Genomic DNA, 24,411 nt, shown 5'->3' with positions numbered 1-24,411 from the left:
CCTTCGCTGAGAGAGCGGGATGACTGCGGGGCACCCACAATCGGCCATCACTCACACGAGTGAACCGCTGAGAGCCTGAACGATTCTGCACGGGGATACTTCCTAAGGTGGAAGGCGTTGCCCCGGCCCCCGGCGACCCGCCGATGATCGCATCGCCTCCCCCCGCCACCGCGGGGACCGTCGCCTCGGGAAACGTCATGACCCTCTCTCCTCCGCAAGCGCCGCCCGAATCCCCCGCCGTCGTCCGTACCTACACGCTGGACACCGTCACCGTCGTCGAGCTCCGGGGGACCCTGGACATGGCGACCGCCCACCACGTACGGGCGCATCTGGACGCCGCTGCCGCCCCGCCGGGAGCCCAGGTGGTCGTGGACATGCGCCCTGCGGAGTTCTTCGACTGCACCACCCTGGGACTCCTCTGCCGCACCCGCCGCCGGGCACGGGCGTCCGGCGGGCTCCTGGTCGTGGTCTGCGTCCGGCCCTGGCACCTGCGGATCCACTCGGCGGCCGGACTCCACCGGCTGCTGCGGCCGGTCCCCACCCTGGAGGACGCCCTCACCGCGGCGAGCCAGGGGCAGCGGCCGGCGGGCTTCCCCGCCCGTGCCGTGACGCCCGAGCCGTGACCCGCGGGATCCGACCTCGGGGCCCGTCACCGACCGCTGTAGTCGATCCAGGTGCGGGGCCGCTCGTTCTGGCCGGGGCCCGGTCGCGTGCAGTCGCACACGCCCTTCGGGAAGGCCTTGTGCAGGCGCGCCCTTTCGGTCCGGGTGAAGTGCACCTGGTAGTCACCGAAGTCCAGCGGCCGCAGGGCGCACTTGAGCGTCGACTCGGCCAGCGGTTCGCCGGCTCGCAGGCGCGGGTCCGCGCCGATCGGGTACTCGTCCGCGCACGGCCCGCTCGCCGGGTAGGTCAGCGGAGCGTGGACGAGCTTGTCGGGGGTCAGGTAACACCCGTCCGAGAGGTCGGTGGGCTTGTTCGCGATGACCTTCGCCTGCTTGTCGCGCGAGGATCCGTCGGCCGCGATCCTGGTCAGCCACCGGTCCATCGACTTCAGTACGTAGGCGTCCGCGGTCTGCGCCTCACCCGTCAGGTCCGGCTTGCTCTCGATGATCACCTGGTTGGCCGAGGTGCCGTTGGCCGCCTTCAACCGTGCCCGGGTGACGTACGACCACTGGGCGGTGTGGACGTCGAGCGGTACCCGGTCCAGGTGGACGCGGTGGTCGATGATCGGCGTGCTGCGCAGACCCAGCCGCATGCTGTTGAGCTGGTCGTTGCGGTACGCCGCCGTCAGCGCGCGCGGGTCCGCCTGCGAACGCCGGGCCACCGGTGCCCCCTTGGCGTCGAACCCGCCGATGGCGAAGTTGAGCGCGACGTACCGGCACTTCACCGGCAAGCCCGACCTCCTGGCCCAGGTCCTCTCGGACACCTACGGCCGCCTGCAGGGCGTCGCGGACACCGCAGGCAGCGCGGAGGACGTGCTGCGCGGCCTTGCCGACGTCATCACCGAGCGGTGTGCTCCGCGGGCCGGCTCCGGGAGCAGATCGCGGAGCTCTCGGTCACGGTACTGCGCCACGGCACCGTGCACGAGGACGCCCCGGCCGCCCCCGCACCCGCCACGGGCGGCGGTCTTGCCCTGGCCTCACGCCGGGAGACCCTGGTCGGCGCGGCCACCAAGCTGTTCGGCAGCCGGGGATTCCATCAGGTCAGCCTCCACGACATCGGCGCGGCCGCGGGCATCGCGGGGCCGAGCGTCTACAAGCACTTCTCCAGCAAGGGCGAGATCCTCTTCGAGATGCTGAACCGGGGCGCGGGCGTGCTGCAGGTCGGAGTGACCAGGGCGATGTCCACGGCACGCACACCGGAGGAGGCACTCGACGCGCTCGTGCGCGGCTACGTGGAGATGTGCGGCGAACACACCGACCTGATCGGCGCGCTGGTCACCGAGGTGCTTCACCTCCCCGACGACCAGCGCCACACGATCCGCCGCGTCCAGCACGAGTTCGTCGCCGAGTGGGTCGGACTTCTCTCCAGGATCCGCCCGGAACTGGACCAGACGGGGGTCCAGTTGACGGTGCACGCCGCGCTCGGGATGATCAACGACGTGTTCAGGATCAGCCGCTTCCGCGCCCGCCCCCGCCTGGCGGAGGAGCTGACCGGCCTGTCCCGTCTGCTCCTGATCGGACTCTGACGCGGTTCACGGCTCCACGGGCCGCGCGAAGTCGTCACGGACCGCTCGAAGCTGTCGGCCAGGGCCTTCACCCGTACCGTCAAGCGGCTGAGACGCGGACCGGAGCGCTGAAGGCGTCAAGGATTCCGTGCGCGCGGATCTGGACCAGGTACTCGGCCTCGGGGAGATCCGGGACGGTCACCACCCAGTTCGTACGGCTCTCCGGTACCGCCTCGGCGAGGACCGCGCGGCTGACCGCCTGCAGCCCCTCCATCTGGACCAGCTCGATGGCGACCGTGTCCTTGGCGCCCGCGGTGAAGTACCACACCACTCTCTGGCGGCTCCCCCGCACCCAGACCGCACCTTCGGCAGGCTCCGCGACCAGCAGGTCGTCGGACTCGACCAGCAGCGCCCGCAACGGAATCCGGAGCGCGGCACTGACCCGTCGGCCGATCCTGCGGGCCGGCATCGAAGACGTAGTCATGGCGCTGATCCAATCGGACAGGAAAGCGGGCAGGAAGTCGGACAGGAAGGGGACACCTTCGAGGCTACGACCGGCACGCCGACACGGACCGCCACCAGCACGAGGTCGTGACCGACGACCCCGACAGACAGCCTCTACGTACCGTCCGCCAGGGACCAAAGCCCTGCAACCGACCCGGCCGCGGGCTCAGTCCCGATGGCGAGGGCGAGCGCGGTGGCCCCGGTGCTCGGCACCCGACTGCTGCACCGCACGGGAGCGACGACGCCGTGGCTCGTCACGTCAGGAGCCTGCCCCGTGCTGTCCCTCACGCAGCCGTTCCTCGCCCGCGCCGTCACCGTGCGCAAGCCCCTCGCGGGCAAGAGCACGTCCACAGACCTGGACGGGAACACGTCCACACACCGGGACGGGAACACGTCCGCAGAACCACACCCGCCCCACCGCGCGTCCTCCCCCGAACAGATCCGGACCGAACAGATCCGCAACGGAACGTACAGAAGGCTCGCCCCGTGACACGCACCACCCGGCACGACCGCACGGTCCCACCGACGCACGAGGACCGACAACACGGCGTCACAGTCTCCACATTCGCCGTCCTGCGACGGCACCCGAGGACACTGACCGGCGCGACCGGGCGCGTCGTCGGCCTCGCCGGACTGGTCGGGCTGCTGCTCACCGCCACGATATTCGCGCTCGCCTGGCCCCTGTTCACCCACATGCGCAACCAACGCATCTGGTACCACTACAACGAGGACCCCTACCTGCACGACCCCAGCGATCTGGTGCAGGTCGCCCTGTGGACGCTTCCACTGTTCCTGCTCCTTCTCGGCATCGGCAGCGCGGCCCTGCAGGGCGTGTGCTCCCGGGCCGTCGCGGCAGGGAGTCAAGCGCCGCCGGGTGAGCGGCGGTTGCGTGACCCGCTCCGCCCCCGGCTGCGACCGGTGCTCGCCGTGTACGCCCTGCGCGGCCTGGCCGTGTGGCCCCTGCCGCTGCTCGTCGCCGTCTGGGCGGACAGTCTCACCGGCTACCACCTCGACACCCCGCTGCCCCTGGAACGCGGATCGTGGCAGTACACACTCGTCGAGTACTCCCCGGCAGTCGCCGCGTTCGTCGCCGTACTGCTGCGCCTCGCGCTCACCCTCGCCCCGGCCGCCGCTGCCAACGGGCTCGGCCCCCTCGCCGCCCTGCGCCGCTCCTGGTCGTTGACCTGGACGTGCGCCGGAGGAGCGCGCGTCCTCGCGCTCGCCCTCCCGCTGGCCGCACTCACCGCCGGCGTCCTGCGGCTGGTCGTGCAGGTCGCCCTGCCGCTGCGCCCCCTCGTGCGGAGCCTCCTCGAACAGGCCACGGGAAACTTCTTCGCGGCCTACTACGCCGGCATCCTGGCCCCCGTCATCGTCGGCATCCTGGTCACGGCAGCCCTGTCGCTTCCTCTCACGTGCACGGCCTTCGCAGTGCTCCACGACCGCCTGCGACCTAGAATCTGACCGCCGCCGCGATGGCGCTCCCCTCCGGCCAATCGATGACCCGTGCCCGGGACCGAATACCCCGGAGCCGAGCGGCCGGGACCCCTGTTATCGTGCGCCGATGTCTTCGATCAAGCAGGTCCAGGTCACCTTCGACTGTGCGGAACCCGAGCGCGTCGCCCGCTTCTGGTGCGAGGCGCTCGGCTATGTCGCGCCCCCGCCGCCCGAGGGGTTCGGCACGTGGGACGACTTCAACCGCTCCCTGCCTCCCGAGGAGCGGGACGCGTGGTTCGCCTGCGGCGACCCCTCGGGGGTGGGCCCTCGGCTGTACTTCCAGCGCGTCCCCGAAGGCAAGGTCGTCAAGAACCGGGTGCACCTCGACGTGCGGGCCGGCACCGGGCTCGTGGGCGAGGAGCGGCTGGCCACGCTCGAAGCCGAGTGCGCGCGGCTCGTCGCGCTCGGCGCGGTGTGCGTGCGGGTCATGCGCGCCGACGGCGTCAACGAGTCCTGCATCGTGATGCAGGACATCGAGGGCAACGAGTTCTGCCTCGACTGAGTGCGCGAAGGCGCCCACCTCCTCGGACGCGGCCTCGACCGGACGTCCTGCAGCACGGCCGTGCCGACGGGGTGGCCGGCGGACGGACCGGTCAGCGGACGGGCACTCCCCCTCGGTTCGTGGTGTCCTGTTGGGTATGAGTAGTTCAGCCGATCACGTTTCCGCAGGTCAAGGCTCTGCTTCAGGAACCGGTACCGAGCCCGACAGCCGCCGTTGGTGGGCGCTGGCCGTGATCGCGCTGGCGCAGCTGATGGTCGTCCTGGACGCCACCATCGTGAACATCGCCCTGCCGTCGGCGCAGCGCGAACTGGGCCTGACCAACGGAAACCGGCAGTGGGTCATCACCGCGTACACGCTGGCCTTCGGTGGTCTGCTGCTGCTGGGCGGTCGGATCGCGGACCTGGTGGGCCGCAAGCGCACCTTCATCATCGGCCTGGTCGGGTTCGCCGCGGCGTCCGCGCTCGGCGGTGCGGCGACCGGGCCCGGCCTGCTCTTCGCCGCCCGCGCGCTGCAGGGCGTGTTCGCCGCCGTGCTCGCGCCCTCCGCCCTTTCGCTGCTGACGACCACCTTCACCGACGGCAAGGAACGCGCGAAGGCGTTCGGGATCTACGGTGCGATCGCGGGCGCGGGCGGCGCGATCGGTCTGCTCCTGGGCGGCATCCTGACCGAGTACCTGGACTGGCGCTGGTGCCTGTACGTGAACGTGCCGATCGCCGTCCTCGCGGTGGCCGGCGCCGTGCAGCTCCTGCACGACCGCACCGGGCACAAGGACGCCAGGCTCGACATCCCCGGCGTGATCCTGGGCTGCGGCGGCCTTGTCGCCGTCGTCTACGGACTCAGCCAGGCCGAAGCGGACGGCTGGACCTCCACGCTCGTCCTCACCCTGCTGATCGGCGGCGTCGTCCTGCTGGCCGTGTTCACCTGGTGGCAGACGCGCACCACGCATCCGCTGCTGCCGCTGCACATCGTCAGGGACCGCAACCGCGGCGGCTCCATGCTCACCATGGCCCTGGCGACCATCGGCATGTTCGGCCTGTTCCTGTTCATGACCTACTACCTGCAGAACATCCTGGGCTACTCGCCGGTGAAGACGGGCCTCGCGTTCCTGCCGATGTCGGTCGCGATCATCATCGGCTCGACCCAGATCTCCGCCCGCCTCCTCCATCACGTGCCCCCGCGGCTGCTGATGGGCCCGGGGCTGCTGCTCGGCGCGGTCGGACTGTTCACCCTGACGTTCCTGGACACGCACTCCAGTTACGCCGCGCACGTCCTGCCCGGCATCCTGCTGCTCGGTCTCGGCCTCGGCCTGACCTTCATGCCCGTCATGTCCACCGCGACCACCGGCGTCGCCCCGAGGGACGCCGGTGTCACCTCCGCGAGCGTGAACACGGCCCAGCAGATCGGCGGTTCCATCGGCACCGCCCTGCTCAACACCATCGCCACGACGACCACCGCCACGTACATCACCTCCCACTTGTCGGACGCGGCGCGTACCGGCGGGCTGAATCCGCGGGAGAAGTCGGAGATCGTCAACTCCGGTGTGGTGCACGGCTTCACCGTCGCCACCGGGTGGGCGGCAGGGATCATGCTGGCGGCCTCCGTCGTCGCCTTCACCCTGGTCACCGCCCGCGCCCCGCGCCATCACGACACGAGCGCGGCGCCCGAGGTCACCTCCGCCTGAAAGGGGGGCGGCCGTAGCGCTACTCCTCGTCGCGCGCGGCGGACCGCTCGGCGACCTCGGTCCTGACCCTCTCGCGCAGTTCCTCGGAGGTGAAGCCGAGGTCGCGCAGGACCTGCGCGGCGGGGCTCTCCTCGGTGCGGATCAGGCCCAGCAGTGCGTGTTCCGTGCCGACCCAGTCGTGGCCGAGGTCGGCCGACGCGCGGCCCGCCTGCTCGATGGCCTCCTTGCTCTCCGGCCGGAACGCGATGTGTCCCCGCAGCGCCTTCTGGCCGGCCGGCGGCATCGCCTCCTCGATCGCGTCCCGGACGCGCTGCTCCGACCCGGCCTTCGCCGTCAGCACCGCGTACGCCAGGCCCTGCCGTTCGCCGAGCAGGCCGAGCAGGAGGTGTTCGGTGCCGATGAAGTCGTGTTTGTGCGTCCGGGCCGCTTCCTGCGCGAGCACGATGCTGTGCCGGTTCAGATCGGTGTACCGCTCGAACGGTCCCGGTGCGTGGCGCTGCTGGGCGGCCTGCTTGGACACGCCGATGGCGTCACCGATCTCGGTCCACGAGGCGCCGGTCCGCTTGGCCTTGCTGACGTAGTGGTCGATGAGCTGGTCACCGAGGTCGGACAGGGTCTGGGCGCGCAGTCGCGCCTCGCTGATGCGGGACAGTTCGTCGGCTTCGGGAAGTTCCTCGTCGAGCCGGGCGATCAGGTCGGCGAGGCTGATGTCGAGTGGACTCATGCGTCAACCGTAAGTTGACGCATGAGGATCGTCAACCAGCAGTTGACGCTTGGTGTCGCTTCTCGGTCATCAGTCGGTGATCTCCCCCAGGAACGGCGCCACGTCGTCCCACATGCCGACGTCGGCCAGCAGCAGCTGCACCAGCTCGATCGACCACTTGTGGTCGCAGTTCTTCGCCCCGAAGAGCCCGGCGAGCACCACGCCGAGCGGCATCCGCAGGAACCGCTTCTTCAGCCCCTTCCTGCTGGGCACCGTCACGGTGTCGAGCGTGGCCGGATCGATGTTCCACCGGCCGTGGACCCAGTCGGCCACCGCCTGGCGGTCCGGGGTCGCGTTCTCCTCGGCCAGTGCGGCGCGCAGCGCGTCCTGGTTGCCGGCCACCTCTTGGAGGAAAGCCTCCACCGGGGCAGGGAGTTCGAAGGCGGAGTCGTTCTCCGTGCAGGAGTTGTTGCTCTTGCGCCACTGGTCCACCGCGCCCAACGCGCCGTAGTCCACCTCGAAGTCGAGCGAGTCCGGGCTGAGGCTCAACCGCTCGAGGTTCTTGCCCTGGCGCTCCTTGCTGCCGCTGCTGGTGATCATCGAGGTGAGTCCCTCGCGCCCCGCCCCGTGCAGTCCGTTCACCGTCTCGGCCGCCGCCTTCAGGGCCTCGGTCACATCCGTCTCGCCGTCGCCCGCGACCTGCTGGGCCACTGTCTGGGCGCCGTAGTAGTAGAGCGCTGCGCCCGTGTCCTTCACCAGCTCCTGCAGGGCCGGATCGGTGAGGATCGACTCGAGGGAGTTCTCCACGATGTCGATCTGTGCGGTGTCCCCGAGCTCGCCCAGCAGGTCGGCGTGCGTGACGCCGACATTGCCCACGCCGATCCCCGTGGCCGCCCCCTCACCCTTCAGTTCGGTGAGCACGTGCCAGGCCGTCCGCGCCGCCTGCTCGTCCCCGCCGATGTTGTGGATGACGAGCCCGTCGAGCCGCCCGCCGAAGAGCCTGGCCACCGCGGTCAGCCGCGCCCGCAACTCCTCAGGCCGCTCACCGGCCCGTACGTCGAACTTGTAGATGACCTCGTACGACTCCCGTGCCAGCGCGGCGAGTTCGGCCGCGAGCACCGGGGTGTTGCCGTAGCTCTCGGCGCAGTCGAAGCGGCGGTAGCCGACGTCCACGGCGGACCTCAGCTGGTCCTGGCTCTTGCCGTCCACACCGAACACCACCCAGGGCTTGGCCGTCCCCGTCTCGTCCTCGGCCCGCTGGACCACGGCATTGAACGCCTGGTTCCCCGCGCTGCGCTGGATGGCCGCCACGTGCGGCGGCACGGTCACGGGTACGTAGGCGCTCCCCGACCGCGAGCGCTGCGGCCGTGCGGCGGGTGTGCGGAGGTCCTCGCCCTGGACCGGTGTCTGCGTACGCATCTCCCCAGTCTGGGGGGCGGGAGTGGGGTGAGTGAAGGGAAGAAGGGCGGTTGACGGGGGCAGCGCCGTTGCCCGAACGGTCACACGGGCGCCCGCCGGCGGGCCGGCAGCGCCCCCCGGCCCCCTGCCCCGACTCGCGCATTTCCCCGCGGCCTAGAATCGTGGGGTTTGTCCCCGAGCCGCGTACGGAGCCCTGCCCATGCACAGCCCTCATGATCCGTTCGTACGTGTCCGGGGTGCCCGGGAGCACAACCTGCAAGGCGTTGACGTGGACATTCCGCGTGACGTCCTCGCCGTCTTCACCGGCGTCTCCGGGTCGGGGAAGTCCTCGCTCGCGTTCGGGACGATCTACGCCGAGGCCCAGCGGCGCTACTTCGAATCGGTTGCGCCGTACGCCAGACGGCTGATCCACCAGGTGGGCGCGCCGCAGGTCGGTGAGATCACCGGGCTGCCGCCCGCGGTCTCGCTCCAGCAGCGCCGCTCGGCGCCCACCTCCCGTTCCTCCGTCGGCACGGTCACCACGCTCTCCAACTCCCTGCGGATGCTCTTCTCGCGCGCGGGCAGCTATCCGGCGGGCGCCGAGCGGCTCGACTCGGACGCCTTCTCGTCTAATACGGCGGCCGGCGCGTGCCCGGAGTGCCACGGTCTGGGCCGTGTCCACCGTACGAGCGAGGAGCTGCTGGTCCCCGACCCGTCGCTGTCCATCCGCGAGGGAGCCATCGCCGCCTGGCCCGGCGCGTGGCAGGGCAAGAACCTCCGCGACGTCCTGGACGCCCTCGGCCACGACGTGGACCGCCCGTGGCGCGAGCTGCCGCAGCGGGACCGTGACTGGATCCTGTTCACGGACGAGCAGCCGGTGGTGACCGTGCACCCGGTGCGGGAGGCCGGCCGGATCCACCGGCCGTACCAGGGCACGTACATGAGCGCGCGGCGCTATGTGATGAAGACCTTCGCGGACTCCAAGAGCCAGACGCTTCGGGCCAAGGCCGAGCGGTTCCTGGCGAGCGCGCCGTGCCCGGCGTGCGGGGGCAGCAGGCTGCGCCCCGAGGCGATGGCGGTCACGTTCGCGGGCCGTACGATCGCCGAGCTCGCCGCGCTGCCGCTGTCCGAACTCGCCGAGGTCCTCGCGGGGGCCGCGGACTCGTCACAGACGGCGCGCGTACTGACCGAGGACCTGCTCGCCCGCATCGCGACCGTCACCGAGCTCGGCCTCGGCTATCTCAGCCCGGACCGTGCCACGCCCACCCTGTCGGCGGGCGAGCTGCAGCGGCTGCGGCTCGCGACGCAGCTGCGCTCGGGGCTGTTCGGCGTGGTGTACGTCCTGGACGAACCGTCCGCGGGGCTCCACCCGGCGGACACCGAGGCCCTGTTGACGGTCCTGGACCGGCTGAAGGCCGCGGGCAACTCCGTCTTCGTGGTGGAGCACCACCTCGATGTCGTACGGCACGCGGACTGGCTCGTCGACGTCGGCCCGCAGGCGGGAGAGCACGGCGGGCGGGTGCTGCACAGCGGACCGGTGGCCGGGCTCGCGGGCGCGGGGGAGTCGGCGACGGCCCGTTTCCTCTTCGACCCGGCCCCGCCCCCGGGCCGCGACGTGCGCACTCCCGAGGGCTGGTTGAAGATCGGCCCCGTCACCCGGCACAACCTGCGCGAGGTGACGGCGGAGATCCCGCTCGGCGCTTTCACCGCCGTCACGGGCGTGTCGGGCTCGGGCAAGTCCACGCTCGTCGGCGAGATCACCGAGGACCTCGCGGGCGTCGGCCGGCTGGTCCGCGTCGACCAGAAGCCGATCGGGCGCACGCCCCGCTCGAACCTCGCCACGTACACCGGTCTCTTCGACGTCGTGCGCAAGGTCTTCGCGGCCACGGACACGGCGAAGGAGCGCGGCTTCGGTGTCGGCCGGTTCTCCTTCAACGTGGCGGGCGGGCGCTGCGAGACGTGCCAGGGCGAGGGTTTCGTCAGCGTCGAGCTGCTCTTCCTGCCGAGCACCTACGCGCCGTGCCCGGACTGCGGGGGTGCCCGCTACAACCCCGAGACCCTCGAAGTGACGTACCAGGGACGGAACATCGCGGAGGTCCTCGACCTGACCGTCGAGGCCGCCGCGGAGTTCTTCGCCGACACCCCGCCCGTCGTACGCAGCCTGCGCACGCTCCTCGACGTCGGCCTCGGCTACCTGAGGCTCGGCCAGCCGGCCACGGAGCTGTCCGGCGGGGAGGCCCAACGCATCAAACTGGCCAGCGAGTTGCAGCGGGTCCGGCGCGGCCACACGCTCTATCTGCTGGACGAGCCGACGACGGGCCTGCACCCGGCCGACGTCGAGATCCTCACCCAGCGCCTGCACGAGCTGGTCGACGCGGGCAACTCGGTGGTCGTCGTGGAGCACGACATGGCGGTCGTGGCGGGTGCGGACCAGGTGATCGACCTGGGGCCGGACGGCGGCGACCAGGGCGGCAGGATCGTCGCGTCGGGGCCGCCCGCGGTGGTGGCGCGGGCCGGGGAGAGCCGTACGGCGCCGTATCTGGCGCGGGCGCTGGCGCCGAACCCGTCAGGTTGGTCCGCACCAACTCCTTGACGGCGCCTCGGGGGCTGCCTTAAATCAAGTACTGAACAAAGCGGGGCGACCGGTCGCCCGTCGCGTTCAGTTCTCGACACCTGCTTGTCATGCGCATGCCCTGCCGACGCTCCGGCCTGCCACTCCGCCGGGCCGCCGGTCCCCCACGCACCACCGCCCCCACGCGAAGCGATGTGATGACAGTGCACACCTCCATCCGCCGCCGGACGGCACTCACCGCCGCCGCCCTGGCCTGCTGCGCCGCCTCCCTGATCGCGCTCCCCTCCGGCGCGTCGGCCGAACCCGCACCCCGCGCCCCCGCCGCCAAGGCCGCCACGTTCACCGACGACTTCAACGGCCCCGCCGGGTCGGCCGTCGACGGCTCGAAGTGGCAGATCGAGACGGGCGACAACGTCAACAACCACGAACGGCAGTGGTACACCTCCGGCAACAAGAACGCCGCGCTCGACGGCCAGGGCAACCTGGTCATCACCGCCCGCAAGGAGAATCCCGGCAACTACCAGTGCTGGTACGGCCGGTGCGAGTACACCTCGGCCCGCCTGAACACCGCCGGCAAGTTCACCCAGACGTACGGCCACGTCGAGGCACGGATGAAGGTGCCGCGCGGCCAGGGCATGTGGCCCGCGTTCTGGATGCTCGGCGCCGACATCGGCAACGTGGGCTGGCCGCAGAGCGGCGAGATCGACGTGATGGAGAACGTCGGGTTCGAACCCGGGACCGTCCACGGCACGCTGCACGGCCCCGGTTACTCGGGATCGGGCGGCATCGGCGCGGGCTACACACTGCCGGGCGGCGAGGCGTTCGCCGACAAGTTCCACACCTTCGCGGTGGACTGGTCGCCGAACAAGGTCACCTGGTCCGTCGACGGCACCGTCTACCAGACCCGCACCCCGGCCGACCTGGGCGGCAAGCAGTGGGTCTTCGACAAGCCGTTCTTCGTGATCCTGAACCTCGCGGTCGGCGGCTACTGGCCCGGTGACCCGGACGGCAGCACCAACTTCCCGCAGCAGCTCGTCGTCGACTACGTCCACGTGTCCACCAACAACTAGGCAGCGCACGGCGGTTGATGCGCCGCGCGTCACACCTCCCGGCGCGCGGCGTCCTCGTACTGACGGGCCGCCAGGACGTGTGCGGCCGTACGGGTCGACGGATACAGGTCCAGGTAGAGACCGTAGAGCTCGTCGTAGGCGGCCGAGGCGGTCGCGTCCGGGGTGACCGTCTCGACCGTCGGATTCCAGTGCGCGATGTCGCCGGGCGAGGCGAGCCCCGCACCGACGGCGGCGAGGAACGCGTCCCCGTACGCGGCGCCGATCGTGTGCCTCGGCAGCTGCTGCTCGCGCCCGGTGACGTCGGAGACGATCCGCGTCCACAGCGCACGTGCGCCGCCGCCGACCGCGACCAGGCGGTCGGCCGGGGCGCCCGCCTCGCGCAGGGCGGACAGGTTGTGGCGCACGCCGTACGCGGTGGCCTCCAGCGCGGCCCGGTAGAGATGACCTCGGCCGTGCCGCAGCGTCAGGCCGTGGACCAGTCCCCGGGCGTCCGGGTCGAAGAGCGGGGTGCGCTCCCCCGCGAAGTACGGCAGCATCACCAGACCCTCGGCGCCGTGCGGCAACCGCTCGGCCTCCAGGGTGAGTTCCTCGTAGGAGGCGCCAGTGAGGTCCCGTAGCCACCCGGTGATCGCGCCGGACGTCGCCATGCCCGCGGCCAGGCAGTACGTTCCCTCGAACGCACCCGCCGTGCCCCACAGGTGCGGGCTGGTCAGCGGCCGCTCCACGATACCGACCAGGAACATCGTCGTTCCGTACATCAGCATGAGGTCGCCGGGCGCGGCCACGCCGACGCCCGCCGCCTCCGCCCAGGCGTCGACGGTGCCCGCGACGACCGGGGTGCCCGCGGGGATGCCGGTGCGGGCCTCCGCCCACGGGGTGACGGTGCCCACGGCCTCGGTGGGCCAGACGAGTTCGGGCCACTCGATGCCCGGCGCGATCTCCTCGCAGCGCCCGGTGATCCACGCGCGGGCCGCCAGATCGTACAGCGGGGCGCACTGGCTCGCCGAGTGGTGGTCGAGGACGTAGCGTCCCGTGATGCGGTGCACGAGGTACGAACTGGCCATGAACCAGCGGGCCGTGGCCTCGTACACCGCGGGCTCGTGGGCGCGCAGCCAGGCCAGCTTCGGCCCGACGGCCTGGCTGGTCAGGGGTGAGCCGCAGCGGGCGATGATCTCGTCGGGGCCGTAGCGCTCGTTCTGTTCGGCGATCTCGGCACCGGCCCGGGTGTCGACGCCGTACAGGATCGCCGGCCGCAGCGGCCTGCCCGCCGTGTCCACGGGCAGCAGGCAGGGGCCGATGCCGCTGACGCCCACGGCGGCGAGCGTCTCCCCCGCGGGCAGCCCGGCGACCAACTCCCGCGCCAGGGAACGGAAGTCGGCCCACCAGATGTCGTCCGCCTCGTGTTCGGACCATCCCGGGCGCGGCGTGGACGTCGGGTGCTCGCGCTGCGCCCGGGCGACGAGCGTGCCGTCGGAGCGGGTGAGGACGCCCTTGGAGGAGGACGTGCCGATGTCGATGCCGAGCAGCAGTCCCGCGCGGGGCGCGGTGGCGGAGGTCATCGGCTACGGGACGATCGTGTCCACGTACCCGCCGTCGACGCGTACCGCGCCGCCCGTCGTCGCGGAGGCGAGCGGAGAGCTGAGGTAGACCACCATGTTCGCGATCTCCTCGGGCTCGATCAGCCGCTGGAGCAGCGACTGCGGCCGGTGCTTGATCATGAACTCCCGCTGAGCCTCCTCCCACGGCAGCGCGCGGTCCACCAGCTCGTACACGAAGTCCTCGACACCGCCGGTGTGGGTGGGCCCCGCGATCACGGAGTTGACGGTCACGCCCGTCCCCGCGGCCTCCTTCGCGAAGCCCCGGGACACCGCGAGCAGCGCCGTCTTCGACGTGCCGTAGTGGATCATTTCCGCGGGCGTGACGATCGCCGAGTCACTGGCGATGTTCAGGGCCCGTCCCCAGGCGCGGTCCTTCATGCCGGGCAGGTAGTGCCGGATCATCCGCACCGCCGTCAGGACGTTCACCTCGAAGTAGCGCCGCCACTCGTCGTCGCTGATCTCCAGGGCGGGCTCGGCACCGAAGATGCCCAGGTTGTTGACGAGGATGTCCACCTGCGGCACGGCCTCGAAGACCTGCCCTGCGCCCTCGTCGGTGGAGATGTCACCGGGTGCCCGGAGGAACTCGGCGCCCGCACACTCCTGGCCGAGCCGCTCGACCGCCTTGTCCACGGAGGCGGCGCTCCGTCCGTTCACCGCCACCCGGGCGCCCGCCCGGGCCAGGCCGACCGCGATGGCGGCCCCGATGCCCTGGGTGGAACCGGTGACGAGAGCGGTCTTTCCGGAGAGATCGACGAGCATGTTGCTTACCTCCTGCTGCGGCCTGCCAGGTCGTGCCGTGGCGTCCGTACGGTCCGTGTTCAGTAGATCATTCACGCGGTCAGCGTCTGCTTCAGCGCCGCGAGTCCGTCGCTGAAGATGCCGTGGAACAGCGTGACGGCCTCGTCGTCGCCGACGCCGACGGGCGTGAACACGCCGGACCACTCCACCCGGGAGGCGCCCTGGCCCGGCAGGTCGTGCACCGTGAGGGTGGCCGTGTAGTCGGTGACAGGGAAGGGCGCCCGCAGGATCGTGTAGCTGTAGGTACGCGCCGTGTCGTCGAAGGTCCGCAGGCGCTCGACGATGACGCCACCGTCCGCATTGGTGAGGCTGCGGACGCGGCCGCCCTCGCTGGACTCGCTGGAACGGATGTAGGGAAGCCAGTCGGGCAGCGCGTCGAAGCCGCCGATCAGCTGCCAGACGCGGTTTGCGGGCGCGGGTATGTCGAGGGATGCGGCGGTGGAGGCCATGGGATTCTCCTGACGGGTCGTCGGGGTTGCGGGTCGTGGGTGTACGGAGGAGTGGCGCGGCGGTCGGGGCCGACGCGCCGGCCGCAGGGTCAGACGGCCGGCACCGGCGCGTCCGGGGCGATCAGCCGCTCCGCGCGCAGGTCGGCCCAGAACGCGGCGGGGACCGGCTCGCCGAGCGCGGCGACGTCCTCGGCGATCCGGCTGGGCCTGGTGGCCCCGGGGATCGCCGCCGCCGTCGCGGGGTGGGCGAGGGAGAACTGCAGCGCGGCCGCCTTGATGCCGACGCCGTGCCGCTCGGCGAGCGCCTTGATGCGGCCGACCTTGGCGATGATCTCCGCGGGCGCCTCCTGGTACTCGAAGTGCCGGCCGCCCGCGAGGATGCCGGAGCTGTAGGGGCCGCCCACGACGATGTCGACGTTCTGGGCGGCCGCGTCCGGCAGGAGGCGCTGCAGGGCGCGGTCGTGGTCGAGGAGGGTGTAGCGGCCCGCGAGCAGGAAGGCGTCGGGCTTGGGCTCGTCGAGGTCGAGGGTGAGTTCGAGCGGCTCCACCCGGTTGACGCCGAGGCCCCAGGCCTTGATGACGCCTTCCTCGCGCAGCCGGTCCAGTACGCGGAAGGCGCCGGTGCGGGCGCTCTCGTACGCGGCGAGCCACTCGTCGCCGTAGAAGTCCTGGGCGACGTCGTGCACCCAGACGATGTCGAGGCGGTCGGTCCGCAGCCGCTTCAGGCTGTCCTCGATGGAGCGGAGGGTGGCGTCGGCCGTGTAGTCGTTGACCATCTTGTTGGGGCGACCGTGTTCGAACAGGCCGCCCTTCTCACCGAGGTCGCGGGCGGCGGGGTCCTCGACCTCGTCGAGGATGACGCGGCCGACCTTCGTGCTCAGCACGTAGGCGTCGCGGGGGTGCCGGGCCAGGACCTCGCCGAGGCGGAGCTCGGAGAGTCCGGCGCCGTAGAACGGGGCGGTGTCGAAGTAGCGGATGCCCTGGTCCCAGGCGGCCTCGACGGTGGCCGATGCCTCGTCGTCGGGGATGGCGCGGAACATGTTGCCGAGCGGGGCGGTGCCGAAGCCGAGGGCTCCGGGGAGGAGGGAGGTGATGCTCACGGGGCGATCCTTGTGGTGGTGGTTTTCGGACGGTTGCTCCCGATGGGAGGGATCCGTCGGCCTTGCGTTGTCGAGGTTAGGATCGATGCTTGAGACTGTCCAAGACTCGCTTGGACACACTTGAGTCCTCCGAGGTCTTACATGCTTGACCTGCGACAACTCCGCTACTTCGTGGCCGTCGCCGAGACGGAACACGTCGGAAGGGCCGCGGAGGCCCTGCACATCTCCCAGTCGCCGCTCAGCCGTCAGATCGCCCAGCTGGAGAAGCAGCTCGACCTCAGCCTCTTCGAGCGCAGCCAGCAGCGCATCCGGCTGACCTCCGACGGCCGGGTCTTCCTCAGCGAGGCCCGCGCCCTGCTGCGCCACGCCGACCGGCTCGAGAACCTGGGCCGCCGCCTCGGCCGCGGCGAGGAGGGCGGGCTGTGCATCGGCTACGTGGCCGACGCCATGCACACAGGTGTCCTGCCCGGCGCGCTGCGCACCCTCCAGGACGAGCGCCCCGGCATCCATGTCGCGCTCTACAGCCTCTCCACGGCCGAGCAGTTCGAGGGCCTGCGCCAGCGCAGCCTCGACATCGCCCTCGTCCAGGAGCCGCCGGCGGGGGACGACCCGGACCTGGTCGCGGCGCCCCTCCTGGAGGATCCGCTGCTGCTCGCGCTGCCCGCGCAGCACCCCCTCGCGGCGCGGACGGACGTGACCCCCGCCGACCTGGACGGCCAGCCGTGGATCGCGGTCGAGGACTCCCTCGACGCGGCCTGGCGCGACGCCATCCTCGCCTCCTGCGTGACCTCCGGCTTCACCCCCGACATCAGGCTCGACGCCGCCGAGCCGCTGACCGCGCTCGGCCTGGTCGCCTCCGGGCTCGGCCTCGCGCTCATCCAGAAGAGCATGGTGCGGGGCACCACGGAGGGTGTCGCCGTACGCGAACTGCCCTGGTATGAGGCGTCCGTTCACCTGTGGGCGGCCTGGCACCGGATCGATCTGCGGCCGGTGGTGGCGTCGTTCCGCGAGACCGTCCTGGCGGGCAGTGCGACCATCTGAGACCACGCCGCTCCCCCGCGTCACTCCCAGTAGGCCGCGCGCAGCCCGGACTTGGCCAGCTTCCCGGTCGGCGTCCTGGGCAGCGCGTCGGCGAAGTCGACGGAGCGCGGCGCCTTGTAGTGGGCGATGCGCTCGCGCACGAAGTCGATGAGCTCACGCGCCAGTTCGGGTCCGGGCGTGATGCCCCGTTCGACCTGGACGACGGCCTTCACCGCCTCGCCCAGCTCGGGGTCGGGCACGCCGACGACCGCGACGTCGGCGACGGCCGGGTGCAGGACGAGCGCGTCCTCGGCCTCCTGCGGGTATACGTTCACACCACCCGAGATGATCATGAAGGCCTTGCGGTCGGTGAGGAAGAGGTAACCGTCCTCGTCGACGTGACCGATGTCCCCGGTGGTCGTCCAGTTCGGGTGCTCGGGGTGCTGTGCCTCGCGGGTGCGGGCCTCGTCGCCGTGGTAGCGGAACGGCGTCTCATCGCGCTCGAAGTAGACCGTGCCGGTCTCCCCGGGCGGCAGGACGCGCCCCTCCTCGTCGCAGATGCGCAGGATCCCGAGGAACCCGTCGCGGCCGACCGAGCCGGGCTTGCGCAGCCACTCCTCCGGCGAGATGAAGGTGATGCCGTTGCCCTCCGTCGAGGAGTAGTACTCGTACAGGACCGGCCCCCACCACTCCATCATCCGCCGCTTGACCTCGACGGGGCAGGGCGCGGCGGCGTGGATGGCGATCCTCATCGACGACAGGTCGTAGCGTTCGCGGGCCTCGGCGGGCAGCTTCAGCATGCGGACGAACATGGTCGGCACCCACTGACTGTGCGTCACCCGGTGCCGCTGCACGGCTTCCAGAGCCCTCTCGGCGTCGAAGGAGTCCATCAGGACCACGGTGCCGCCGAGTGCGGTCACCACACCGCAGAAGCGCAGTGGCGCCGCGTGGTGGACCGGTGCGGGACAGAGGTAGACGGTGTCCTCGTCGAAGCCGTACATGGTCTGGAAGACGACGGTGTACGTGGTGGGCCGGGTGCGCACGTCCCCCTCGGGGAGCACAGGCCGCACGCCCTTGGGACGCCCGGTGGTGCCGGAGGAGTACAGCATGTCGGCGCCGAGGGGCTGCCGGTCGGGCGGCACGGGGCTGGCGTCGTCCAGGGCCTTCTCGTACGTCCCGTCGTCGAGACCGAGCACGAACGCGGGGCCGCCCGCCACCTCCCGTACCCGCGCCCCCAGTTCGTCGAGCGACCCCGAGACGATCAGCGCGCCCGCCCCGCAGTCACGCACGATGTAGGCGGCCTCGTCGGCGCTCAAGTGGTGGTTGACGGCGGTGAGATAGAGCCCGGAGCGCATGGCTGCCCAGGAGACCTCCAGGGCGCGCGGGTCGTTGTCGCAGAGGAGGGCGAGGTGGTCGCCTCGGCGCAGGCCCGCGGCCCGCAGATGATCCGCGAGCCGCAGGGAACGTTCTTCCAGCTGTCCGTAGGTGAGGGCCCGTGTGCCGTCGGCGCTGACGACGGCCGGCCGGTCGGGGTCGTACGCTCCCGGGTACATGCCGCGAAGGTACGCGCCCCGGCCAGGCAGGGGGAACCGCGCGGCAGGCCACGAACGACCCACGTATGCGCCACTTCCCCTGGTGCCCCGGGAGGACCCGCAGGCCCCGGAGCCTCTAGCGGCTCACCTTCCTCGTGGCGCGCAGCCACTCCTTGTTCATCGCCGCGATCGACGGCAGCGGGATGCCCTTGGGGCACGCGGTCGCGCACTCCCCGGTCAGGGTGCAGCCGCCGAAGCCCTCCGAGTCCATCTGCGCGACCATGTCCAGGACGCGGGTCTCGCGCTCGGGTGCGCCCTGCGGGAGGACGTTGAGGTGGTTGACCTTGGCCGAGGTGAACAGCATGGCCGAGCCGTTGGGGCAGGCGGCCACGCAGGCGCCGCAGCCGATGCACTCGGCGTGTTCGAAGGCCGAGTCGGCGTCGGGCTTCGGCACGGGCGCGGCGTGTGCCTCGGGCGCCGAGCCGGTCGGGGCGCTGATGTAACCGCCGGACTGGATGATCCGGTCGAAGGCCGAGCGGTCCACCACCAGGTCCTTGACGACCGGGAAGGCGGCGGCACGCCACGGCTCGATGTCGATGGTGTCGCCGTCCTCGAAGGACCGCATGTGGAGCTGGCAGGTGGTGGTGCGCTCGGGGCCGTGCGCGTCGCCGTTGATGACGAGCGAGCAGGCGCCGCAGATGCCTTCGCGGCAGTCGTGGTCGAAGGCGACGGGGTCGTCGCCCTTGACGATGAGCTCTTCGTTGAGGGTGTCGAGCATCTCCAGGAAGGACATGTCGGTGGAGATGCCGTCCACCTCGTACGTGGACATCGCGCCGTCGGCGTCGGCGTTCTTCTGGCGCCAGACGCGCAGGGTGAGCTTCATGCGTAGCTCCGCTGAGTGGGGTGGACGTACTCGAAGACGAGGTCTTCTTTGTGAAGGACGGGGGCCCGGCCGGTGTCGGTGAACTCCCAGGCGGCGGCGTAGGAGAACTCCTCGTCGTGCCGGGCGGCCTCACCGTCGGGGGTCTGGGACTCCTCGCGAAAGTGGCCGCCGCAGGACTCGGCGCGGTGCAGGGCGTCGAGACACATGAGCTCGGCGAGCTCCAGGTAGTCGACGACGCGGTTGGCCTTCTCCAGGGACTGGTTGAACTCCTCGCCGGTGCCGGGGACCTTGATGCGGCGCCAGAACTCCTCGCGGATCTGCGGGATGCGCTCCAGGGCCTTGCGCAGTCCGCTCTCCGTTCGGGCCATGCCGCAGAACTCCCACATGACTTCGCCGAGTTCGCGGTGGAAGGAGTCGGGGGTGCGGTCGCCGTCGACCGACAGGAGCAGGTTCAGCCGGTCCTCGGTCTCGGCGACGACCTCCTGCACGACGGGGTGGTCGCCGCCCACCTCGTCCTTGTGCGGGTGGCGTGCGAGGTAGTCGTTGATGGTCGAGGGCAGGACGAAGTACCCGTCGGCGAGGCCCTGCATGAGGGCGCTCGCGCCCAGGCGGTTGGCGCCGTGGTCGGAGAAGTTGGCCTCGCCGACCGCGAAGAGCCCGGGGATGCTGGTCTGCAGGTCGTAGTCGACCCAGAGGCCGCCCATCGTGTAGTGCACGGCGGGGTAGATCCGCATCGGCACCTCGTACGGGTTCTCCGCGGTGATCCGCTCGTACATGTCGAAGAGGTTGCCGTACTTCTCCTCGACCTTCTTCTTGCCCATCCGCTCGATCGCGTCGGCGAAGTCGAGGTAGACGCCCTGCCCGCCGGGGCCCACTCCCCTGCCCTCGTCGCACACGTTCTTGGCGGCCCGCGAGGCGATGTCACGCGGCACGAGGTTGCCGAAGGACGGGTAGATGCGCTCCAGGTAGTAGTCGCGCTCGTCCTCGGGGATCCGGTGCGCCGGGCGGTCGTCGCCCTTGGCCTTGGGCACCCAGATGCGGCCGTCGTTGCGCAGTGACTCGCTCATCAGGGTGAGCTTGGACTGGTGGTCGCCGGTGCGCGGGATGCAGGTGGGGTGGATCTGGGTGAAGCAGGGGTTGGCGAAGTACGCGCCGCGCCGGTGGGCCCGCCAGACGGCCGTGGCGTTGGAGTTCATGGCGTTGGTCGACAGGTAGAAGACATTGCCGTAGCCGCCGGAGGCAAGGACCACGGCGTCCGCGAAGTACGTGTCGATCTTGCCGGTGATCAGGTCGCGGGCGACGATGCCGCGGGCCCGTCCGTCCACGACGATCACGTCGAGCATCTCGGTCCGCGGGTGCATCTCCACGTTGCCGGCCGCGATCTGGCGGCTGAGGGCCTGGTAGGCGCCGAGCAGCAGCTGCTGCCCGGTCTGCCCGCGCGCGTAGAAGGTCCTGGACACCTGCACGCCGCCGAAGGACCGGGTGTCGAGGAGGCCGCCGTACTCGCGGGCGAACGGGACGCCCTGCGCGACGCACTGGTCGATGATCTCCACCGAGATCTGCGCGAGGCGGTGCACGTTGGACTCGCGGGCGCGGAAGTCGCCGCCCTTGACGGTGTCGTAGAACAGGCGGTGGACGGAGTCGCCGTCGTTGCGGTAGTTCTTCGCGGCGTTGATGCCGCCTTGGGCGGCGATCGAGTGGGCGCGGCGCGGCGAGTCCTGATAGCAGAACTGCACGACGTGGTAGCCCTGTTCGGCGAGCGTGGCCCCGGCGGAGCCGCCGGCCAGGCCGGTGCCGACGACGATGACGGTGTGCTTGCGGCGGTTGGCGGGGTTGACCAGCTTCGCCTCGAAGCGGCGGGTGTCCCAGCGCTCGGCGATCGGCCCTTCGGGAGCCTTCCCGTCGACGAGCGGCTCCCCCGTCTCGTACGCGGAGTACTCACTGGAGTAGTTCATGGGTCAGCTCACCAGTCCGGTCATGACGGCCACGGGTACGGAGACGAAGCCCAGGGTCAGCACCACGGCGAGGCCGTTCGCGAGGGGCTTGAGGACGCGGTCGCGGGCCGCGGTGCCCACGCCCAGGGTCTGAGCGGCGCTCCACAGTCCGTGCCGCACGTGGAAGCCGACGGCGACCACGGCGACGATGTAGATGACGTTGCCGTACCAGGTGGAGAACGTGTCGATGATGTTCTGGTACGGCTTGAGGTGCTGGTACTCGCCCGGGTGCACGGTGCCGGTCGTCAGGTCGAGGATGTGCCAGACGATGAACAGCGCGAGGATGATGCCGCCCCAGCGCATGGTGCGGGTGGCGAAGCTCGCCTCGCGCCTTGTGTGCACGTACTTCGTCGGGCGCGCCTTGATGTCGCGACGGCTCAGCTGGTACGCGGAGACGGCGTGCGCGACGACCGCGGCCACGAGCACCACGCGGAACAGCCAGAGGCTCCACTCGTAGTGCATGAAGGGCTCGCCGAGCGTGCGGAGCCAGTGCGCGTAGTGGTTGATCTCCGCCGGGCCGAAGAAGATCTTCAGGTTCCCGATCATGTGCAGGAACAGGTAGAGCAGCATGATCAAGCCGCTCACCGCCATCACCGTCTTCTTGCCGATGGTGGAGTCCCACAGCGTGCGGGTCATGGACGGCCGTTTGTCCGTCCGCGTTGCCAGAGCCATGTCAGGGACGCTACGGCCGAAAGTCCCGATCAGTCCAAGAGATGGTTCTGCTCATCTCGATAGCCTTTCCCTATCGGGCGACGTAGCCTGCCCGTATGCAACTGCAGCAGCTGCACTACTTCGTCGCCGTCGCGGAGACCCGGCACTTCACCCGGGCCGCGGAGGAGGTCCACGTCTCCCAGCCCTCGCTCTCGCAACAGATCAGGGCGCTGGAGAAGGAGCTGGGCGCGGAGCTCTTCAGCCGGGCGCGCGGCAACATCACGCTGACCGACGCGGGCGAGGCGCTGCTGCCGCTGGCCCGCAGGATCCTCGCCGACGCGGACACCGCCCGGATCGAGGTGCAGGAGCTGGCACAGCTGCGCCGCGGCCGCATCCGCCTCGGCGCGACCCCGAGCGTGTGCACGGGCCTGCTCCCCGACGTCCTGCGCGCCTTCCACGACCGGCACCCCGGCATCCAGCTCCTCATCGAGGAGGGCGGCTCCCACGACCTCGTCCGCGAACTGGCGCGCGGCGCCCTGGACCTGGCCCTCGTCGTGCTCCCCCTGCCCAGCCCGTCCCCCGCCCTCACCACCGTCGAGCTGCTGCGCGAGGACCTGGTGGTGGTCTCGTCACCCGACTCGCGGGGCCTGGGCGCCTCGGTACGCATCGCGGACCTCCAGGGTGAGCGGCTCGTCATGTTCCGGCACGGCTACGACCTGCGCGAACTGACCGTCACCGCGTGCCGCGCGGAAGGCTTCGACCCCGAGTTCGCGGTGGAGGGCGGCGAGATGGACGCGGTGCTCGGGTTCGTGCGCGCGGGGCTCGGCGTGGCGGTGGTGCCGCGCATGGTCGCGGAGCGCTCGGGCCCCGACCTGCGCATGACTCCCCTCGCCAAGCCGAGTCTGCACCGCACGATCGCGCTGGCCCACCGCAGCGACGTGGCACCGCCCAGGGCGGCGCGCGAACTCCAGCGGATGCTGCTGGCGCGCTGAGCCGCCCGCACCTGCAGGAATCCGCCGATTCGCAGGTCACAGGCTCCACAGGCGCAGAGTCAACAGAGACGCTCACCGAGCGGGAGAACCCTCAGCCGCACGGGTGGTGCGACCGGTACCCCGGAAGACGGGCAGGACCGTCCCCCGGGCGCGGACCCCCAGGGGGCACGGGCGGTCAGCGGAACAGGCGGAAGAACCCGCGCACCTGCTCGACCAGCGACTCCGGCTGCTCCAGCGCGGCGAAGTGGCCACCGTGCGGCAGCTCCTCGAACCAGCGCAGGTCGGTGAACCGCAGCTCGGCTTCCCGCCTCGACGGGCGGGTGATGTCGCGCGGGTAGACCGACAGCCCGGACGGCGCGGTCACCTTGTCCCGGAAGTGGGCGAAGCTCTCCCAGTACAGGCGCGCCGACGACGTGGCCGACGCGGTGAACCAGTAGACCGAGATCTCGTCGAGGATCGCCTGCCGCGACAACGCGTCCTCGGGACGGCCGTCGTTGTCCGTCCACGCCCAGAACTTCTCGGCGATCCAGGCGGCCTGCCCCGCCGGGGAGTCGGTGAGGCCGTAGCCGAGCGTCTGCGGCCGGGTCGCCTGGATCGCCGAGTACCCCCGGCCCGTGCGCCGCATCTCCTTCTCGGCCTCGAGATTGGCCAGCTCCGCGGGCGTCGGGTCGTCGAACGTGCCCGCCGCCACGGATCCCAGGTTCAGGTGCACGCCGGCGACCCGCTCGGGCGCCACCTCGCCCAGCACCGCGGACACCGCCGAACCCCAGTCACCGCCCTGCGCGCCGTACCGTTCGTATCCGAGCGAGACCATCAACGTGTCCCAGGCCCGCGCGGTGCGGGTGACGCCCCACCCGGTCGTCGCGGGCTTGTCACTCCAGCCGTAGCCGGGCAACGACGGCGCGACCACGTGGAACGCGTCCGCCGGGTCACCGCCGTGCGCGCGCGGGTCGGTGAGCGGGCCGAGGACCGCCAGGAACTCCAGCACCGAACCCGGCCACCCGTGCGTGAGCACGAGCGGGAACGCGTCCGGCTCCGGCGAGCGGACGTGCAGGAAGTGGATGCCCAGCCCGTCGATCGTGTCGCGGTACTGCGGGAACACGTTCAGCCGCTCGGCGAACCCGAAGTCGTAGCCCTCGGCCCAGCTGCGGCAGAGCTCTTGCGCGTACGCCAGCGGCAGACCCTGCGACCAGTCGTCCACCGGCTCGCGCTCGGGCCACCGCGTCCGTCGCAGTCGTGCACGCAGCTCCGCGATCTCGGCTTCGGTGATGCTGGCCTCGAACGGCTCGGCGGACATGGCAAG

23 protein-coding genes are annotated in these 24,411 nt (G+C 71.0%); 10 read left to right on the top strand and 13 right to left on the bottom strand.

The window, feature by feature from the left end; genetic code table 11:
- The first annotated feature begins 197 nt into the window (after nt 1-197).
- The gene (locus ACZ592_RS36760; RefSeq protein WP_471586083.1) at nt 198-623 is read left to right on the top strand and encodes an anti-sigma factor antagonist; all 426 of its coding nucleotides are present in this window, start codon (nt 198-200) and stop codon (nt 621-623) included.
- 26 nt (nt 624-649) lie between these two features.
- Here ACZ592_RS36760 and ACZ592_RS36755 read toward each other — a convergent pair whose 3' ends face one another.
- On the bottom strand, nt 650-1,387 hold the full coding sequence (locus tag ACZ592_RS36755; protein ID WP_471586095.1) for a DUF6351 family protein: 738 nt from the start codon (nt 1,385-1,387) through the stop codon (nt 650-652).
- A 123-nt stretch (nt 1,388-1,510) separates the two neighbouring features.
- On the opposite strand from ACZ592_RS36755, the gene ACZ592_RS36750 reads away from it, so the two are divergent.
- Nucleotides 1,511-2,188, top strand: a complete 678-nt coding sequence (locus ACZ592_RS36750) for a TetR/AcrR family transcriptional regulator (RefSeq protein WP_471586082.1) — start codon at nt 1,511-1,513, stop codon at nt 2,186-2,188.
- 79 nt (nt 2,189-2,267) lie between these two features.
- Here ACZ592_RS36750 and ACZ592_RS36745 read toward each other — a convergent pair whose 3' ends face one another.
- Nucleotides 2,268-2,651 (bottom strand): Ser-Thr-rich GPI-anchored membrane family protein, encoded by a 384-nt coding sequence (locus tag ACZ592_RS36745; protein WP_471586081.1) that lies wholly within the window; start codon nt 2,649-2,651, stop codon nt 2,268-2,270.
- A gap of 195 nt (nt 2,652-2,846) precedes the next feature.
- On the opposite strand from ACZ592_RS36745, the gene ACZ592_RS36740 reads away from it, so the two are divergent.
- From ACZ592_RS36740 to ACZ592_RS36725, 4 genes are all read left to right on the top strand, one after another.
- A complete protein-coding gene (locus ACZ592_RS36740; RefSeq protein WP_471586080.1) occupies nt 2,847-3,161 on the top strand; it encodes a hypothetical protein in 315 nt (104 codons plus the stop codon).
- Nucleotides 3,158-4,132, top strand: a complete 975-nt coding sequence (locus ACZ592_RS36735) for a hypothetical protein (protein ID WP_471586079.1) — start codon at nt 3,158-3,160, stop codon at nt 4,130-4,132. Before ACZ592_RS36740 ends, ACZ592_RS36735 begins: the two co-directional genes overlap by 4 nt.
- Nucleotides 4,133-4,232: 100 nt before the next feature.
- Nucleotides 4,233-4,667: a VOC family protein gene (locus ACZ592_RS36730; protein ID WP_471586078.1), complete on the top strand. Its 435-nt coding sequence runs from the start codon at nt 4,233-4,235 to the stop codon at nt 4,665-4,667.
- A gap of 136 nt (nt 4,668-4,803) precedes the next feature.
- Nucleotides 4,804-6,348: an MFS transporter gene (locus ACZ592_RS36725; RefSeq protein WP_471586077.1), complete on the top strand. Its 1,545-nt coding sequence runs from the start codon at nt 4,804-4,806 to the stop codon at nt 6,346-6,348.
- A 19-nt stretch (nt 6,349-6,367) separates the two neighbouring features.
- On the opposite strand, the gene ACZ592_RS36720 is transcribed toward ACZ592_RS36725, so the two are convergent.
- Together ACZ592_RS36720 and ACZ592_RS36715 are read right to left on the bottom strand one after the other, a co-directional pair.
- Nucleotides 6,368-7,072 (bottom strand): Clp protease N-terminal domain-containing protein, encoded by a 705-nt coding sequence (locus tag ACZ592_RS36720; RefSeq protein WP_471586076.1) that lies wholly within the window; start codon nt 7,070-7,072, stop codon nt 6,368-6,370.
- A gap of 69 nt (nt 7,073-7,141) precedes the next feature.
- On the bottom strand, nt 7,142-8,470 hold the full coding sequence (locus tag ACZ592_RS36715; RefSeq protein WP_471586075.1) for an aldo/keto reductase: 1,329 nt from the start codon (nt 8,468-8,470) through the stop codon (nt 7,142-7,144).
- Between the two features lie 199 nt (nt 8,471-8,669).
- Between ACZ592_RS36715 and ACZ592_RS36710 the strand changes: the two genes are divergently transcribed.
- Together ACZ592_RS36710 and ACZ592_RS36705 are read left to right on the top strand one after the other, a co-directional pair.
- A complete protein-coding gene (locus ACZ592_RS36710; protein ID WP_471586074.1) occupies nt 8,670-11,042 on the top strand; it encodes an ATP-binding cassette domain-containing protein in 2,373 nt (790 codons plus the stop codon).
- A gap of 176 nt (nt 11,043-11,218) precedes the next feature.
- On the top strand, nt 11,219-12,091 hold the full coding sequence (locus ACZ592_RS36705; protein WP_471586073.1) for a glycoside hydrolase family 16 protein: 873 nt from the start codon (nt 11,219-11,221) through the stop codon (nt 12,089-12,091).
- 29 nt (nt 12,092-12,120) lie between these two features.
- On the opposite strand, the gene ACZ592_RS36700 is transcribed toward ACZ592_RS36705, so the two are convergent.
- The 4 genes from ACZ592_RS36700 to ACZ592_RS36685 form a co-directional block, all read right to left on the bottom strand.
- Entirely contained in the window at nt 12,121-13,650 is a 1,530-nt protein-coding gene (locus ACZ592_RS36700; RefSeq protein ID WP_471586072.1) for an FGGY-family carbohydrate kinase, read from the bottom strand.
- A 3-nt stretch (nt 13,651-13,653) separates the two neighbouring features.
- Entirely contained in the window at nt 13,654-14,448 is a 795-nt protein-coding gene (locus ACZ592_RS36695) for an SDR family NAD(P)-dependent oxidoreductase (protein ID WP_471586071.1), read from the bottom strand.
- A gap of 71 nt (nt 14,449-14,519) precedes the next feature.
- Nucleotides 14,520-14,936: an SRPBCC family protein gene (locus tag ACZ592_RS36690; protein WP_471586070.1), complete on the bottom strand. Its 417-nt coding sequence runs from the start codon at nt 14,934-14,936 to the stop codon at nt 14,520-14,522.
- Nucleotides 14,937-15,025: 89 nt separating this feature from the next.
- A complete protein-coding gene (locus tag ACZ592_RS36685) occupies nt 15,026-16,036 on the bottom strand; it encodes an aldo/keto reductase (RefSeq protein WP_471586069.1) in 1,011 nt (336 codons plus the stop codon).
- 141 nt (nt 16,037-16,177) lie between these two features.
- On the opposite strand from ACZ592_RS36685, the gene ACZ592_RS36680 reads away from it, so the two are divergent.
- Nucleotides 16,178-17,077, top strand: a complete 900-nt coding sequence (locus ACZ592_RS36680; protein WP_471586068.1) for a LysR substrate-binding domain-containing protein — start codon at nt 16,178-16,180, stop codon at nt 17,075-17,077.
- A gap of 20 nt (nt 17,078-17,097) precedes the next feature.
- On the opposite strand, the gene ACZ592_RS36675 is transcribed toward ACZ592_RS36680, so the two are convergent.
- The 4 genes from ACZ592_RS36675 to ACZ592_RS36660 form a co-directional block, all read right to left on the bottom strand.
- A complete protein-coding gene (locus tag ACZ592_RS36675) occupies nt 17,098-18,609 on the bottom strand; it encodes an acyl-CoA synthetase (protein WP_471586067.1) in 1,512 nt (503 codons plus the stop codon).
- Between the two features lie 115 nt (nt 18,610-18,724).
- A complete protein-coding gene (locus ACZ592_RS36670; protein ID WP_471586066.1) occupies nt 18,725-19,471 on the bottom strand; it encodes a succinate dehydrogenase/fumarate reductase iron-sulfur subunit in 747 nt (248 codons plus the stop codon).
- Nucleotides 19,468-21,426: a fumarate reductase/succinate dehydrogenase flavoprotein subunit gene (locus ACZ592_RS36665; RefSeq protein ID WP_471586065.1), complete on the bottom strand. Its 1,959-nt coding sequence runs from the start codon at nt 21,424-21,426 to the stop codon at nt 19,468-19,470. The genes ACZ592_RS36670 and ACZ592_RS36665 overlap by 4 nt, the downstream gene beginning before the upstream one ends.
- 3 nt (nt 21,427-21,429) lie before the next feature.
- Complete coding sequence (locus tag ACZ592_RS36660; RefSeq protein WP_471586064.1) at nt 21,430-22,137, bottom strand: succinate dehydrogenase; 708 nt, start codon at nt 22,135-22,137, stop codon at nt 21,430-21,432.
- A gap of 95 nt (nt 22,138-22,232) precedes the next feature.
- On the opposite strand from ACZ592_RS36660, the gene ACZ592_RS36655 reads away from it, so the two are divergent.
- Nucleotides 22,233-23,108, top strand: coding sequence for a LysR family transcriptional regulator (locus tag ACZ592_RS36655; RefSeq protein WP_471586063.1), 876 nt, complete (start codon nt 22,233-22,235; stop codon nt 23,106-23,108).
- A 175-nt stretch (nt 23,109-23,283) separates the two neighbouring features.
- Here ACZ592_RS36655 and ACZ592_RS36650 read toward each other — a convergent pair whose 3' ends face one another.
- Nucleotides 23,284-24,405: an epoxide hydrolase family protein gene (locus ACZ592_RS36650; RefSeq protein ID WP_471586062.1), complete on the bottom strand. Its 1,122-nt coding sequence runs from the start codon at nt 24,403-24,405 to the stop codon at nt 23,284-23,286.
- Between the last annotated feature and the right edge of the window lie 6 nt (nt 24,406-24,411).

It is taken from the genome of Streptomyces sp. NPDC040622, assembly GCF_055593965.1.
The sequence above is the reverse complement of the archived record's forward strand: the minus strand, read 5'-3'. Positions and strand labels throughout refer to the sequence as shown.